Below are 14415 nucleotides of genomic sequence, written 5' to 3' on the forward strand. Positions count from 1 at the left end.
CGTCCGGCACACATGCCCGGCATTGACCCCATGATCCCCGCGGGGTACGGCAGAAGGCATCTTCCCTCCTGGCCCAGGTCCCGCCGGCCAATGCTCGACATTCTCGCCGTCATTGCGCCCATCTTCGCGCTCATGGCCTTCGGCTATGGCGCGGTGCGCTTCCGCCTGTTTCCCGCCGAGGGCATCAAGGCGCTGATCGCCTTCGTCAACAATTTCGCCACGCCCTGCCTGCTGTTCTATTCGATCAGCACCAGCGATTTCCGCTCCGCCTTCAATCTGGGGATCATCGGGCCTTTCTATGCCGGCGCAATCGTCTGCTTCCTCGTGGGCATCGCCATTGCCCGCAAGGCCTTCCACAACCGGCCGGGGGAAAGCGTGTCGGTCGGCTTTGCCGGCACCTTCACCAATACGGTCCTGGTCGGTCTGCCGATCATGAGCCGCGCCTATGGCGAGGGCGCCCTGCCGGTGACGCTGTCGATCATTGGGCTTCATGGCGCCATCCTGCTCACCCTGGGCATGGTGACGATGGAAGTTACCCGGCGCGACGGCCAGCCGCTGGCACGCACGCTGGTCGTGGCCGTCCGGCGCGTCGTCTCCAATCCGCTGATTTGGGGCATTGCCGCCGGCATCATCGGCTCGCTGGTCAATCTGCAATTGATCGAACCGGCCGAGGCCTTTTTCGTCATGATGAGCCAGGCCGTCGTGCCCGCGGCCCTGTTCGGCATCGGCGGCGCGCTCAACGAATTCAAGCTCTCCGAAAACTGGAAGCAGGCTTTGGTCGCAGCGCTGATCAAGCTCATCCTGCACCCGGCCATCGCCTATGTGCTGATGATCTGGGTGCTGCACGTGCCCATGGACATCGCCCGCTACGGCATCCTGCTCTCGGCCATGCCGGCAGGGGTGAACATCTATGTCTTCGCCACCTATTACGACCGCGGCGTCAGCGTCGCCGCCAACACCATCCTCATCGCCACCATGCTCTCGGCCCTGACCATTTCCGGCTGGCTGTTCGTGCTGAGTCTCTAGAGGCCGCCGAGCCACCATAGACCTCATCCTGAGCCTGTCGAAGGACGAGGTCATGGCACTCAGGCCTCAGTGTACCCGACCTCGTGGTTCGACAGGCTCACCATGAGGTCTTTGGAATAATGGCGTCCACCGTCACATCCCAAAAGCCGCGACCGTACCGCTTTTGCCAAGGCCGGCTTGCGTGCTGCGCCCGGTCCGCTAAGTTTTAGGCATTCATCGGGCCGGCAGCCATCCGCCCTCCCCAAGCTTCCTGTCTCCACGGATATCCTGCGGCCATGACTATCGAAATCCTCCAGACCGCCCCGCTCCTCGCCTCCTGCGAACAGGCTTTGACCGAGCGCTATATCGTCCACAAGCTGCATGAGCAGGCCGACAAGCAGGCCTGGCTGGCCGAGAACGGCGCCCGCATCCGCGCCCATGCCGGCTCGGGCGTGCAGGCCGATCTGATGGACAAGCTGCCCAATCTCGAAATCATCGCCAGCTTCGGCGTCGGCTATGACAACATCGATGTCGCCGCCGCCAAGGCGCGCAATATCCGCGTCACCAACACGCCCGACGTGCTCAACGACGCGGTGGCCGAACTCACCATCGGGCTGATGATCTCCCTCGCCCGCCGCATTCCGCAATCGGATCAATTCGTGCGCCAGGGCCAGTGGCAGAAGGGCAATTTCGGCCTCTTCTCCGAACTCACCGGCAAGACCATCGGCATTCTCGGCCTGGGCCGCATCGGCAAGGAGATCGCCACCCGCGCCCAGGCGATGAAGATGCGCGTGGTCTATCACGGCCGCCACCAGCAGAAGCACACGCCCTATGTCTATTACGACAATCTCGAGGACATGGCGCGCGACAGCGACTGGCTGGTCGTCATCGCGCCGGGCGGCAAGGGCACCGAGGGCATTGTCAGCCGGAAGGTGCTCGAGGCGCTGGGCCCGCAGGGCGCGATCGTCAATGTCGCCCGCGGCACGCTGATCGACGAGGCGGCCATGGTCGAGCTCCTGCAGAATGGCGGCCTGGGCGGGGCGGCGCTCGACGTCTTCGCCGAGGAGCCGCAGGTGCCCCAGGCCCTGCTCTCGCTCGACAATGTCGTGCTCTCGCCCCACCAGGGCAGCGCCACGCACCAGACCCGCGACGCCATGGGCGCGCTGCTGGTCGCCAATCTCGAAAAGCATTTCGCCGGCGAACCGCTGATCAGCGCGGTGGTCTAGCCTTTCCTCGCCTCTCCCTTGGCGGAGAGGCGAGGAGCCTTATTCCAAATTCTCCTGCACCATGTCTCCCGCCGCATGGATGCAGACCATTTCGAGCCGTTCCGGCCCCAGCGCGGTGAACTTGTGCGGCACGCCGGCCGGCACCACGGCGATATCGTCCGGTCCCACTTCGAAGGCGCGCTCGCCCGCCACCACCGCGGCGCGGCCGCGCTTGACGATCCAGGTTTCGGCATAGGGATGGCGATGCAGCTTCGGCCCCTGTCCGGGCGCCGCGTCCACGGCGAAGAAGGAAATCGGCGTGCCAAAGGCACCGCCTTCGAAGCGGATGGTGCGGCTGGCGCCGGGGGCGCGTTCGGCGGCGGGCAGGATATGGACCATGGGCAAAATCTCCTCATCTGCCGGAACGACGATTGGTTCACCGCTTTTTCGACACGCCTCCCCTGCATGGCGGAGCATTAACAGGCGCGCCCGAACCGGCTAGCTTGCGTGGCATCCGGCTTCAAGGAGCGTATCGATGACCGAATGGTGGCGCGGCGGAGTGATCTATCAGGTCTATCCGCGCTCGTTTCAGGACAGCAATGGCGATGGCGTGGGCGATCTCGCCGGCATCATCGACCGGCTCGACTACATTGCCAGCCTGGGCGTGGACTGCATCTGGCTCTCGCCCATCACCCAGTCGCCGCAGGCCGATATGGGCTATGACGTTTCCGATTATATCCAGGTCGATCCGCTGTTCGGTTCGCTGCAGGATTTCGACCTCCTGATCGAGCGGGCGCATGCGCTGGGCCTCAAGGTCATCATGGACCAGGTGGTCAGCCATACCTCGTCCCAGCATGCCTGGTTCCTCGAATCCAGCGTCAGCCGCGACAATGCCCGGGCCGATTGGTATGTCTGGGCCGATGCCAATCCCGATGGCACGCCGCCCAATAACTGGCTCTCGGTCTTCGGCGGCTCGGCCTGGGAATGGCATACGGCGCGCCGGCAATATTACCTGCACAATTTCCTCACCAGCCAGCCGGACCTCAACTTCCACAATCCGGCCGTGCAGGATGCGGTGCTCGATGTCATGCGCTTCTGGCTCGATCGCGGGCTGGACGGCTTCCGCCTCGACACCGTCAACTACTATTTCCACGACGCCAGATTGCGCTCCAATCCGCCCTTGGTCGCGGGCAAGGGCAAGCCGGCGGTCAATCCCTATGACATGCAGAGCCACAAATTCTCCAAGAGCCAGCCGGAAAACCTGGATTGGCTGCGCAAGGTGCGCACCCTGCTCGACGATTATCCCGGCGTCACCACGGTGGGCGAGGTCGGCGACGACGAGCGCGGCCTGGAGCTGATGAAGCAATATACGGCCGGCGGCGACCTGCTGCACATGTGCTATTCCTTCGATTTCCTCAGCCCCAAATATTCCGCCGCCCATTTCCGCGCCAAGGCCGAGGCCTTCTTCGCCGGCGGGGAAAGCGGCTGGCCCTGCTGGAGCTTTTCCAACCACGACGTCATCCGCCACCTGACCCGCTGGGCCCCCAATAGCGTCAATCCGGCCGACCTGGCGCGCCAGGCCATTGCGCTCATTCTCAGGCTCAAGGGCTCGGCGGGGCTCTATCAGGGCGAGGAACTGGGCCTGCCCGAGGCCGACATTCTCTATGAGGAGCTGACCGATCCGCGCGGGTTGCGCTTCTGGCCCGAGGACAAGGGCCGCGACGGCTGCCGCACACCCATGCCCTGGCAGGCCGGCCTGCCCCATGCCGGCTTCACCAGCGGCACGCCCTGGCTGCCGGTCAAGCATGGGGCGGCGGCGCTCAGCGTCGATGGGCAGGATGCCGATCCCCATTCGACGCTCAATTATTACCGGCGCATCCTCAGCTGGCGGAAGACCCATCCGGTCCTCAAGACCGGCGACATGGCCTTCTTCGATTGTGACGAGCCGGTCCTGGCCTTTTCGCGCCATGCCGGCAACAAGGACCTGATCTGCGTCTTCAATCTCTCGCCCGCGCCCCGCAACGTGACGCTGGCCGGCGTGGACCTGGCGCTCGAACCGGTCAGCCGCAATGCCGAATTGTCCGGCACAACACTCAAGCTCGGCCCCAACGGCTTCGCCATCCTCCCCGCCCCGGCAGGCGAGGGCAAGGTGGGATATGGAGCAGGCTAGATCGTTTCACGCTGAATGTGGACTGCATTGGGGCATCAAACCCAAACCAGATCGTCACCCTCGGGCTTGACCCGACGGTGACGATCCGTGGGTGCGCAGCGCAGCGGCCCGCGCGAGGCCAACCGATGCCTAAGGCGTCACGCGCTCAAAGCTGTCGGGGTGGAAGAACTGCATTTCCTCGCCGCCACCGGGCTTGCGCACAAAGGCGCGGATGCAGCCGCCCCACATTTCGGCGCGGGTGGCGTCCACGCCCATCTGCCGCAACTGCATCAGGTTGAAGCGGTCGCGCTCCTCCTCGGTGAACTTGCCGACGGAAAAGCCGAATGAGACATGCACGCCCGGCCGCGCCGCATAGCAGGACGCCGAGGCCTGGGCGGTGGAGGTGAACGCAACGGCAATGGCCAGAACGGCCAGGATACGGATCAGCATGGGCGAACTCCTTCTGCCTGCCTCATGAAACCTAAATACGGCTTTCCTGCGCCTTTTTCTCCTGCCAGCGCACCAGCACGACCACGGCCGGAATGGCGACGCTCAGCATCAGCAGGCGAATGACGTGATGGGCGGCGATGAAGGCGGTGTCATAGCCCAGCGCGATGCCCAGCGCCCCCATGCCTTCGAGCGCGCCCGGCGACAGGCCCAGCCAGATCTGCCCGAAGGGCATGTCCACCAATTGCGCCACGCCCAGGGCCATGATGGTGACGATGGCCAGCGTCATCCCGGTGGCGATCAGCCCGCCCTTGGCCGCGGCCGCGAACTCGGCCCGGGTGATGCCGACAAAGCGCGAGCCGATCAGCGCCCCGGTGAGGATGAAGGTCATGACGACGAGGGGCGGCGGCATGGCCTCGGTATAGAGCCCGCCCAATTTGGCCGCCGTGGCCGCCGCCATGGCCCCCAGCACCATGCCGGCCGGCACCCTGAGCCGGATGAAGACCAGCCCCGTCGCCACGCAGGCCAGGGCCAGCAATGCCAATTGCAGCGGCGACAGGAAGGCTTTGGCGGCAACGGGCGGGAAATGATCGATGGGCAGGAACACCGCCCCGATCGGCACGGCTATGGTCAGCATCAGGATGCGGATGACCTGGATGATGACGATCTGGCGCGCATTGCCCACGCCGGTGGCGGCAATGCCCAGCACGAAGGACAGATGCCCCGGAAAGGAGCTGAGATAGGCCGTGCCCGGATCGAGCCGGAACAGCCGCGTCAGCATCCAGCCGGTCGTGGCCACGATGATCACCAGTTCCAGCGCCAGGGCGGCGATGGAAATCGGCCAGCTCGCCAGCAGCGCCAGCGAATCGGGGGCGACGCTGGCGCCCATGGAGAGGCCGATCAGCACGAAGGCCACGTCGCGCAGCCGGTCGGGCATGCCAACCGGCAGGCCCAGCATGGCCGCAATAGTCACCGCCAGCGCCCCGCCCATCAGCCAGCCCGCCGGCAATCCCAGCGCATGCGCCACCCCGCCGCCAAAAGCCGAAATGGCCAGGGTGAGCAGGACGGAAAAAATCGGGTGTTTCGAGGGAGATGGCGCAGGCATGACCCCTTCCGTACGCCCTAAAAGGCAGGCTCTCAAGGGGGGCGGACCTCACCTTCCCCCCTTGTGGGGAGCGCAAGCAGAGCTTAGGCCCATCGGGCCTTAGCGGCGCTCGGGAGGGGGTATGCTTTCTTCCAGCGCCTGCATTACCACCCGGTATACCCCTTCCGGATTGTTCATCACCTCTGCATTGGCAAACCGCAGCACCCGATAGCCATGTCGAACCAGGTCGGCCTCCCGCTGCCGATCCTGCGCCATGGCCGCTTCCGAAAAATGCGTGTCCCCGTCGATCTCCACCACCAGCCGCGCCGAATGGCTGGCGAAATCGACGACATAGCTGCCCATGGCGACCTGCTTGCGGAAATGGAACCGGGTGCGCAGCGGCGCGATCAACCGCCAGAAGCGGATTCGGCGGTGGTGGGGTTCTTCCGCAGGCGCTGCGCAATGCTCGGCAATACCCCCCTCCCGAGTTCCGCTAGGTCCTCGGGACCAAGCTGCACTACCCTCCCCTCAAGGGGGAGGGTGACATCGTGGCTGGGCAACATTCAGCCCCCCACACCGGCCTCACCCTCCCCCTTGAGGGGAGGGCAAGCAGAGCTTAGGCCCATCGGGCCTTAGCGGCGCTCGGGAGGGGGTTGTGATCCAGCCTCACCCTGCCGGCAATGCCCGTTCCACCAGGCGCACCCAATAGCTCGCGCCGACCGGGATCGCCTCATCGTTGAAATCGTAGGTGTCGGTATGCAACTCGGTCGAGTCGCCATTGCCGATGAAGATATAGGCGCCCGGCCGCTCGTTGAGCATGAAGGAGAAATCCTCTCCGCCCATGGAAGGCGCGGTATCGGCATCCACCCCCTCGGCCCCGACGATCTCGGCCGCCACTTCGGCGGCGAAGGCGGTCTGGGCGGGGGCGTTCACCGTCACCGGATAGCCGCGCGCATAGCGGATATCGGCCCTGGCCCCGAAGCTCTGGGCGAATTGCGGCACGAATTCACCCAGCTTGGCCTCGATGAAATCCTGCACGCCGCCATCGAGCGTGCGCACGGTGCCGGTGATTTTCGCGGTGCGGGAAATGACATTGTCGGCCTCGCCGGCCTCGATCATGGTGACGCTGAGCACGGCGCTGTGCAGTGGATCGAGATTGCGCGACACGATGGTCTGCAGGGCCGTCACCAATTGGGCGGCTACCACGATGGGGTCGATGGTCTGCTGCGGCCGCGCCGCATGCCCGCCCAGCCCCTCGATATCGATATAGAAGCGGTCGGTGGCCGCCATGATGCCGCCGGCGCGGATGCCGAACTGGCCCAGGGGCATGCCCGGCCAATTGTGCATGCCATAGACCTCGTCGATACCGGTCTTCTCGAACAGCCCGTCCTCGATCATGACCTTGCCGCCGCCGCCGCCCTCTTCGGCCGGCTGGAAGATCAGGGCCACGCGCCCGTCGAAATTGCGCGTCTCGGCCAGGTATTTGGCGGCGCCCAGCAGCATGGCGGTGTGCCCGTCATGGCCGCAGGCATGCATCTTGCCCGCAATGGTGGAGGCATAGGGCACGCCCGATTTCTCGGTCATCGGCAGCGCATCCATGTCGGCGCGCAGGCCGATGGTCTTGCCCGAAACATTGGTGCGGCCATTGATGATGCCCACCACGCCGGTCCGCCCCAGTCCGGTGATCACCGCGTCGCAGCCGAACGCCGTCAGTTTTTCCGCTACGATGCCCGCCGTGCGGTGCACGTCGAACAGCACCTCGGGATGGGCGTGGAAATCGCGCCGCCAGGCGGCGATCTCGGGCTGGAATTCGGCGATACGGTTGAGAACGGGCATAGGCAAACCAAAGCGATTGGAAGAAGGGGCAATGTCTCCGTCCGGGGCGGCGGCGTCAACACTGGAGGTGGCGCCATCCAGCGGATCGCATCGGCACGCCGCCGCCGCGCCGGCCGGCGCGAAGCACCCCTTTCCAATAATCCAGTCGAGACCGAACCGATATTCCCCTGTCGCGCCTTGCTCCCCCCGCCCCTTTTTGCGAAGGGAAGCACCAAGTACCGGGAGTTGCCGATGAAAATCCTCGTCGCGGTCAAGCGCGTGGTCGATCACAATGTCCGCATCCGGGTTCGCCCCGATGGCTCGGGCGTCGAGACCCAGGGCGTGCGCATGTCGATGAACCCGTTCTGCAAGCATGCCGTCGAGGCCGCGGTGCAATTGGCCGAGACCGGCCAGGCCGACGAGATCGTCGTCGTCTCCATCGGTCCCAAGCCGGCCAATGATGTCATTCTCACCGCCCTGGCCATGGGCGCCCATCGCGGCATCCTCATCGAGACCGACCAGGCGCTGGAAACGCTGGCCATCGCCAAGCTCCTCGCCAGGGTGGTCGACGAGGAAAAGCCGGACCTCGTCCTCCTCGGCAAGCAGGCCGTCGATGACGACAGCAATCATGTCGGCCAGATGCTCGCCGCGCTGACCGATCGCCCGCAGGCGACCTTCGCCTCCGAGATCACGCTCGATGAGGGCGCCTTGACGGTCACCCGCGAGGTCGATTACGGACGCGAGACTCTCGCCCTGCCCCTGCCCGCCATCGTCACCGCCGATCTGCGCCTCAACATTCCGCGCAATGCCGCCCTGCCCATGGTGATGAAGGCGCGTTCCAAGCCGCTTGCCGTGCGCCCCGCCGCCGAATTCGGCGTCGACCTCGCCCCGCGCCTCAAGGTCGAAAAGATATCCCCGCCGCCCGAGCGCGTGGCAGGCTCCAGGGTCGGCTCGGTTTCCGAACTCGCCGCCATCATTGCCGCCGACATCGATGCGATGGAGGCGATCTGATGAGCGTGTTGGTTCTCGCCGAAGTCGATAACGGCGTCCTCTCGCCCGCCACGGCCCGCATCGTCAATGCGGCCTCCAAGCTCGGTCCTGTCGATCTTTTCGTCCCCGGCCCCCGCGCCGCCGCCGAGGCTGCCGCTTCGCTGGCCGGTGTCGCCAAGGTCATGGTCAGCGCTAACAGTCTGCTAGCGGATTCCCTGGTCGCGACATTGTCAGAGTTAGCAGTCCTCTACCCTTATATGGTCGCAAGCGCATCCAGTGTGGGTAAGGATGTCATGCCACGCCTGGCGGCAAAGCTCGATATCCAGCCGGTCACCGACATCGTCGCCATCGAGGGAAAAAATCGTTTCGTCAGGCCGATTTACGCCGGCAATGCGCTGGAAACCCTGGTCGACGACCAGCCCCGCCACGTGCTCACGTTCCGCGCCTCGGCCTTCGCCCCCGCCGCCTCGGGCAATACCGCGCCGGTGGAAGTCCTTGAAAACACAGTACAATCGGCCGCAAAGCTCATCGCCGCCCACCGCACCGAGAGCGATATCCCGGACCTCGCCACCGCCCAGATCGTGGTCGGCGGCGGCGTCTCGGTCGGTTCGGTCGAGGGTTTCCAACTAATTGAAAAACTTGGAAAAATCCTCGGCGCCGCCATCGGCGCCACCCGTGCCGCCGTCGATGCCGATTATGCCCCCAACGATTGGCAGGTCGGCCAGACCGGCAAGATCATCGCCCCCGATCTCTACATCGCCATCGGCATTTCCGGCGCCCTCCAGCACCTGGCCGGCATCCAGGGCGCCAGGAAGATCATCGCCATAAATTCCGATCCCGAAGCCCCGATCCTCAGGATCGCCGACGTCGCGCTGATCGGCGATCTCTTTGAAATCGTTCCGCAATTGACGGCAGAGCTGGAAAGGCTGGGCATAAAACGCTGATGTGCTGCCCCTCTCGATGTCGGCAATCGCAGGCCATCTGGCAATTGCAAAAATCCTCACCCGGCCTATAAAGGCCCCGCATCCCACCGGACTTCCGAAAATGTTCGAAACCCTGACCAAGGCCCCCGGCGACAAGATTTTGGCGCTCATGGGCGAATATGCTGCCGACCAGCGCCCCACCAAGATCGACCTCGGCGTCGGCGTCTACAAGGACGAAAAGGGCGTCACCCCGGTCATGAAAGCGGTGCGGAAGGCCGAAGAGCGGATCCTTTCGAACGAGAAAACAAAGACTTATCTCGGCATTGCCGGGAACAAGGGCTATGGCAATGCCGTGCTCGACCTGGTGCTGGCCGACAGCGTGGATCGCGCCCGCGTCCGCATCGCCCAGGCGCCGGGCGGCACCGGCTCGCTCTGGGTCTTGATGCAATTGATCAACCGCGCTCGCCCCGGCGCGACGGTTTACGTGTCGGACCCCACCTGGGCCAACCACAATCCGATCGCCATCAATTCCGGCCTGAAGGTCGCAACCTATCCCTATTTCGACGCGGAGACGCGCGGGGTCAAGTTCGAGCAAATGCTTGCCGCACTTGATAAATTGGGCGCGGGCGACGTCGTGCTTCTGCATGGCTGCTGTCACAATCCGACCGGCGCCAACCTCTCGAACGCGCAATGGGACCAGGTCGCGGCTAGCCTCCTGCGCACCGGCGCCCTGCCCTTTATCGACCTGGCCTATCTCGGTTTCGGCGATGGCATCGAACCCGATGCCTATGGCACCCGAAAAATCTTATCCACGGTGCCCGAAGCTCTGGTAGCCTTCTCGGGCTCGAAGAATTTCGGTCTCTATCGCGAGCGTGTCGGCGCAGCCATCCTGATGGCCCGCGATGCGGAACAGGCCGAAATCACCAATTCGCAGCTTCTCAACATCATTCGCGGCGCCTATTCGCAACCACCCGATCATGGCGCGGAAATCATCCGCACCATCCTCGAGGACGCCGGCTTGCGCGCCGAATGGGAAACCGAGCTGGCCGAAATGCGTAACCGCATGATTTCATTGCGGAAAAAGCTATCCGACGCTATCCGTGAGCGCTCGAATTCGACCGATTTCGATTTCGTGGCCGATCACCGCGGCATGTTTTCGCTGCTGGGTCTCAGCAATGAGGCCGTGGACCATTTAAAAGCCGCCAATGGTGTCTATATGACATCTGACAGCCGCATCAATGTCGCCGGCATTCCCGAGGATCGCGTCGGCGACCTGGCGGAAGCCTTCTTGAGCGCCACCCGCTGAGCGGGGCGCTTGCGGCGCCACGCCGCCATGGACTAGCATCCGGCTAAAGGGCCGGACCAAAACGCTTTTTAGGAGGGAACGATGAAGTTCTTCGTCGACACTGCAGACACCAAAGCCATCTCGGAACTGCACGAAGCCGGTCTGGTCGATGGCGTGACCACCAATCCGTCGCTGATCGCCAAATCCGGCCGCGATATCAAGGAAGTCGTCAAGGAAATCTGCGGCATCACGCCCGGCCCGGTCTCGGCCGAAGTGGCCAGCCTCGAATATGAGGGCATGATCGCCGAGGGCGAAGTCCTCGCCAAGCTGGCCTCCAATGTAGTGGTCAAGCTGCCGCTCACCCTGGCCGGCCTCAAGGCCACCAAGCATTTCAAGGAACAGGGCATCAAGACCAATGTCACGCTCTGCTTCTCGGCCAACCAGGCCCTGCTCGCCGCCAAGGCCGGCGCGACCTACATCTCGCCCTTTATCGGCCGCCTCGACGACATCAATCTCGATGGCATGGAGCTGATCGAGAACATCCGCACCATCTACGACAATTACCAGTTCGAGACGCAGATTCTGGCCGCCTCGATCCGCTCGGCCAACCACGTGACCCAGGCCGCCCTTGCCGGCGCCGACGTCGCCACCATTCCGCCCGACGTGATCAAGAAGCTGGCCGCCCACCCCTTGACCGACAAGGGCATCGAAGGCTTCCTCAAGGATTGGGCCGGCACCGGCCAGTCGATCCTTTAAGCCCGACTATTCCCGCAAACGCGATGTCACCCCGGCGCAGGCCGGGGTCCATCCTGAGATAGCGCTTGCGGGGATTTCTCAGGATGGATGCCGGCCTGCGCCGGCATGACAGCGGAGTTGAGGCACCTTCGTGCCCAACAGGCCATGGCCGACACCGAACTCTCAGCCCAGATCAAGACGGCCCTCGGCGCGGTCGAAATCCCCGGCGGCGGCGATCTGGCCGGCTATGGCGGGCTCTCCGAGATCATCGTTACCCCCGGCGCGATCGCCTTTGCCATTGCCGTGGTTCCCGGCATGGAAGCGGCCTTCGGCCCGGCGCGGGACGCGGCGCAGAAGGTCGCCCAGGACCTGGGTGGCAGCCGCAAGGTGATGGTTTCCATCACCGCGGAGAAAGCCAATAGTCCCAAATTCGGCCATGGCGCGGCCGTGCCGCAGGGCAAGACGCGGGTGAAGGGCGTCCAGCGCATCATTGCCGTGGGCTCGGGCAAGGGCGGCGTGGGCAAATCCACCACGGCGGTGAATATCGCCCTGGCGCTGGCGGCCGAGGGCCTCAGGGCCGGCATTCTCGACGCCGATCTCTATGGCCCGTCGGTGCCCAAGCTGCTCGGCATCGAGGGCAAGCCGGCCATTCGCGACGACGGCATCTTTACCCCGCACGAGGCTCACGGGCTCAAGGTCATGTCGATCGGCTCCATGCTGGTGCCCGGGCAGGCCGTGGTCTGGCGGGGGCCGATGGCAACCTCGGGGCTGCGGCAATTGCTGCGCGAGACCGATTGGGGCGGGCTCGATGTGCTGGTGATCGACCTGCCGCCGGGCACGGGCGACATCCATATCGCGCTGTTCCAGCAGACCATCGTGGATGGCGTCGTCATCGTCTCGACGCCGCAGGATCTGGCATTGATCGACGCGCAGAAGGCCATCGACATGCTGCGCCGCATGGCGGTGCCGGTGCTCGGCCTGGTCGAGAACATGAGCTATTTCATCGCCCCCGATACCGGCAATCGCTACGACATCTTCGGCACCGGCGGGGCGGAGCGGGCGGCGGTAAGCCTGGGCATTCCGTTCCTGGGCGCCATCCCGCTGGTCATGTCCATCCGCGAAAATTCCGATGCCGGCAGCCCGCCCGTCGCCACGGCGCCCCAGGGGGCGGAAGCGGCGGCCTATCGCGCGGTCGCCCGGCGCCTCGTCGCCAGCGTACCATAGGCCTCGTCCCCCGAGTGAAGCCCATAGCCACTTATATCGATTGCTGAAATCGATTGCATAACCCGTATCGCGGGTGGTATCCGGCTTTCAAAACCGGCGAAAGGCCGGAAATGGAGGGGATATGTTCTCGTTTGACCGCCGCGATTTCGGGCCGGATTTCACCTTCGGCGTGGCAACGGCCGCCTATCAGATCGAGGGCGGCCAGGGGCATGGCCGTGGTTCTTCGATCTGGGACACGTTCGCGGCGACGCCGGGCAATGTCCGCAATGGCGATACCGGGCGGGAGGCCTGCAACCATTACGACCTCTGGCCTGCCGATCTCGACCTGATCCGCGACGGCGGGTTCGATGCCTACCGCTTCTCCTTCGCCTGGCCGCGGCTCATTCCGGAGGGCCAGGGCGCCGTCAATCCGGAAGGGGTCGATTTCTACGACCGCCTGATCGACGGCATGCTCGAACGCGGCATCAAGCCCTATGCCACGCTCTATCACTGGGACCTGCCCTCGGCCCTGCAGGACCGGGGCGGCTGGCTGAACCGCGACATCGCCCATTGGTTCGCCGATTACGCCACGCTGATCGCCGAGAAATTCGGTGATCGCCTTGCCGCCACCGCCACGATCAACGAGCCCTGGTGCGTCGCCTTCCTCAGCCATTTCCTGGGTGTGCATGCCCCGGGCTATCGCGACCTGCGGGCGGCCGCGCGCGCCATGCACCACGTGCTCTTCGCCCATGGCACGGCCATCGACGCGCTGCGGGCCGGGGGCGTCAAGAACCTGGGCATCGTGCTCAACCTGGAAAAATCCGAGCCCGCCACCGAGAGCGAGGCAGACAAGGCGGCCTGCAATTTCGGCGACGCGTTGTTCAACCGCTGGTATCTGGACGGCCTGTTCAAGGGGCAATATCCGGCGGAGCTGACCGAATGGCTCGCGCCCTTCCTGCCGAACGATTACAGGGCCGACATGGAGGTCGTCTCCCGCCCGCTCGACTGGCTGGGCGTCAATTATTACACGCGCGGGCTCTACCAGGCCTCGACCGAACCGGGCCGCCCCGCCGAGCAGGTCAAGGGGCCGCTGGAAAAGACCGATATCGGCTGGGAAATCTACCCGCAGGGCCTGTCGGACCTGCTGGTCCGGGTGTCGCGCGACTATACCAAGATCCCGGTCTATGTGACCGAGAACGGCATGGCCGAAGTCGAAGGCGAGGACGATCCGCGCCGGGTGCGATATTACGACGACCATCTTCGGGCCGTACTGGCCGCCCGCGCGGAGGGCGCCGATGTGCGGGGCTATTTCGCCTGGTCGCTGCTCGACAATTACGAATGGGCGGAAGGCTATGAAAAGCGCTTCGGCCTGGTGCATGTCGATTACCAGACTCAGAAGCGCACGCCCAAGGCCAGCTATCGCTCCTTCCAGGGCCTCTTGCACAATAGCCGCTAGGCTGTTTCTTCCCGGGTGGTGCTGCATCTATTCAAAGACCCTTCCGCAGCGCTCGCGCGTGCCGAAGTGCCGGACGGCGTAAAAACCTCCGGGTTTGCTTAGTCGATGGAAGCCCCGA

General features: G+C 64.6%; 14 protein-coding genes. 9 read left to right on the forward strand and 5 right to left on the reverse strand.

The window, feature by feature from the left end; all coding sequences use genetic code 11:
- The first annotated feature begins 90 nt into the window (after positions 1-90).
- Positions 91-1026 carry an AEC family transporter gene (locus tag A3840_RS09005; RefSeq protein ID WP_067455100.1) on the forward strand — a complete coding sequence of 312 codons (936 nt, stop codon included), beginning with the start codon at positions 91-93 and terminating at the stop codon, positions 1024-1026.
- Between the two features lie 275 nt (positions 1027-1301).
- Positions 1302-2231 (forward strand): 2-hydroxyacid dehydrogenase, encoded by a 930-nt coding sequence (locus tag A3840_RS09010; protein WP_067455103.1) that lies wholly within the window; start codon positions 1302-1304, stop codon positions 2229-2231.
- Positions 2232-2270: 39 nt separating this feature from the next.
- Here the strand turns inward: A3840_RS09010 and A3840_RS09015 are convergent, their stop codons facing one another.
- A complete protein-coding gene (locus A3840_RS09015; protein WP_067455106.1) occupies positions 2271-2609 on the reverse strand; it encodes a cupin domain-containing protein in 339 nt (112 codons plus the stop codon).
- Between the two features lie 136 nt (positions 2610-2745).
- Between A3840_RS09015 and A3840_RS09020 the strand changes: the two genes are divergently transcribed.
- Positions 2746-4380 (forward strand): alpha-glucosidase, encoded by a 1635-nt coding sequence (locus tag A3840_RS09020; RefSeq protein ID WP_067455109.1) that lies wholly within the window; start codon positions 2746-2748, stop codon positions 4378-4380.
- A gap of 129 nt (positions 4381-4509) precedes the next feature.
- On the opposite strand, the gene A3840_RS09025 is transcribed toward A3840_RS09020, so the two are convergent.
- From A3840_RS09025 to A3840_RS09040, 4 genes are all read right to left on the reverse strand, one after another.
- Positions 4510-4809, reverse strand: a complete 300-nt coding sequence (locus A3840_RS09025; RefSeq protein ID WP_067455112.1) for a hypothetical protein — start codon at positions 4807-4809, stop codon at positions 4510-4512.
- Between the two features lie 31 nt (positions 4810-4840).
- On the reverse strand, positions 4841-5911 hold the full coding sequence (locus A3840_RS09030) for an AbrB family transcriptional regulator (RefSeq protein WP_067455115.1): 1071 nt from the start codon (positions 5909-5911) through the stop codon (positions 4841-4843).
- Between the two features lie 99 nt (positions 5912-6010).
- Positions 6011-6301 (reverse strand): endonuclease domain-containing protein, encoded by a 291-nt coding sequence (locus A3840_RS09035; RefSeq protein WP_165603160.1) that lies wholly within the window; start codon positions 6299-6301, stop codon positions 6011-6013.
- Between the two features lie 255 nt (positions 6302-6556).
- Positions 6557-7726, reverse strand: a complete 1170-nt coding sequence (locus tag A3840_RS09040) for a M20 aminoacylase family protein (RefSeq protein WP_067455118.1) — start codon at positions 7724-7726, stop codon at positions 6557-6559.
- 231 nt (positions 7727-7957) lie between these two features.
- Between A3840_RS09040 and A3840_RS09045 the strand changes: the two genes are divergently transcribed.
- From A3840_RS09045 to A3840_RS09070, 6 genes are all read left to right on the forward strand, one after another.
- The gene (locus A3840_RS09045; RefSeq protein WP_067455121.1) at positions 7958-8716 is read left to right on the forward strand and encodes an electron transfer flavoprotein subunit beta/FixA family protein; all 759 of its coding nucleotides are present in this window, start codon (positions 7958-7960) and stop codon (positions 8714-8716) included.
- Positions 8716-9639, forward strand: coding sequence for an electron transfer flavoprotein subunit alpha/FixB family protein (locus A3840_RS09050; RefSeq protein ID WP_067455125.1), 924 nt, complete (start codon positions 8716-8718; stop codon positions 9637-9639). Before A3840_RS09045 ends, A3840_RS09050 begins: the two co-directional genes overlap by 1 nt.
- A gap of 100 nt (positions 9640-9739) precedes the next feature.
- Positions 9740-10924 (forward strand): amino acid aminotransferase, encoded by a 1185-nt coding sequence (locus tag A3840_RS09055; RefSeq protein ID WP_067455127.1) that lies wholly within the window; start codon positions 9740-9742, stop codon positions 10922-10924.
- A gap of 81 nt (positions 10925-11005) precedes the next feature.
- Positions 11006-11659 carry a fructose-6-phosphate aldolase gene (gene fsa / locus A3840_RS09060; protein ID WP_067455132.1) on the forward strand — a complete coding sequence of 218 codons (654 nt, stop codon included), beginning with the start codon at positions 11006-11008 and terminating at the stop codon, positions 11657-11659.
- 144 nt (positions 11660-11803) lie between these two features.
- Positions 11804-12862: an Mrp/NBP35 family ATP-binding protein gene (locus A3840_RS09065; RefSeq protein WP_067455135.1), complete on the forward strand. Its 1059-nt coding sequence runs from the start codon at positions 11804-11806 to the stop codon at positions 12860-12862.
- 121 nt (positions 12863-12983) lie between these two features.
- Complete coding sequence (locus tag A3840_RS09070; RefSeq protein ID WP_067455139.1) at positions 12984-14297, forward strand: GH1 family beta-glucosidase; 1314 nt, start codon at positions 12984-12986, stop codon at positions 14295-14297.
- Positions 14298-14415: the final 118 nt, after the last annotated feature.

The organism is Devosia elaeis (genome assembly GCF_001650025.1).
Classification (GTDB): Bacteria; Pseudomonadota; Alphaproteobacteria; order Rhizobiales; family Devosiaceae; genus Devosia; species Devosia elaeis.